The sequence below is a fragment of the Streptococcus parasanguinis genome (genome assembly GCF_001578955.1).
Taxonomy (GTDB): Bacteria; Bacillota; Bacilli; order Lactobacillales; family Streptococcaceae; genus Streptococcus; species Streptococcus parasanguinis_U.
Map to the genome: position 1 here is coordinate 1 of NZ_KQ969703.1, position 1,142 is coordinate 1,142.

At 31.6% G+C, this 1,142-nt stretch carries 1 protein-coding gene; it reads left to right on the forward strand.

Annotation, left to right across the window (positions count from 1 at the left end; translation table 11 throughout):
- On the forward strand, positions 1–776 hold a 776-nt coding region (locus tag SPADD19_RS10805; protein WP_061455980.1), incomplete at its 5' end, for a transcriptional regulator.
- Positions 777–1,142 lie beyond the last annotated feature (366 nt).

Here is a 1,142-nt window from a genome sequence, read left to right on the forward strand (position 1 = left end):
AGGGTTACATTTCAAGAGCGCATTTATCGCGTATTGAATCGAACCAAGTGGTACCTAGTTTTGAGTCGATGGAGCATCTTCTAAAGCAAGTTGGCCTAGATTTCGAAGAATTTCGATATATATGCCATTCTTACCACCACTCCGATAGAGAAGAAATTATCTTATTAGCAGAAGATAACAATGCCTACCAATCAAATGATAAATTATTGGAACTGAAGAATAAGAGTGTAGCTTATTTAAAAAAACATCCTAATGATATTCCTGTGTTAAATATACTAAAGAGAGTAGAGGTCATTCTTTGTTTAAGAGAATCTGGTCCAGATGAGAAGGTAAGAACGATGGCCACGGAAGCATGGAACGAAATTAAAAATCAGGATGTCTGGTATCATAGTGACCTCAAATTAATTGTCGTTATTTTATTCACACTTCCACTAGAAACAGTGATTTCTATCTGTGATGAAGTTATAGATAGGTTGAATGATTACTCTGATTATACAGAGATTCTTCCCACCAAGTATAAATTACTCTCTAATTTAGCTAGCATTTTTCTTTGGAATGGTTTGATAGAGAAGTGTACCAGTATCAGTTATTTATTGTTAGATACGGCCAAAAAAAGTAAGCGATATGATTTTCTAGGAAATGCTAAAGTGACACTAGGAATTTGTTTAACTGATAAAAAGTTGGTCGATGAAGGATTGCAATTACTCGAATTAACGGATGAACAAACACTATTGGAAGCATGTCAATCAGATGTTAAGCGCTTTTTCAAAAAATGAGTTTCTAAATGGATTCAGTCATAAAACAGTTTGAAGATACAATCAACATGTTATTCTGTGCATGCTCAATGGATATTGGGTAAGGGATAGAAATCTATACATTATCCCATTAGATCAGCTAGTTAAGCAATAGAAAGAATGATCATTTAATTTAATAAATAATAATTTTAAATTGCACCCAAAATGTTAGAATTCATCTAACATTTTGGTTTTTTTTTAATATAAAATACAATAATTTTCAATTATCGAATAAAGAGATTTCCGTTCAGAAGGCTTTGATAACATAGTTTGAACCACTAAATATTGGGGAAAATATTTTGAGTTCATTTGTCTAAGTATAAAATGTGTATATAAGAGACAATTTGA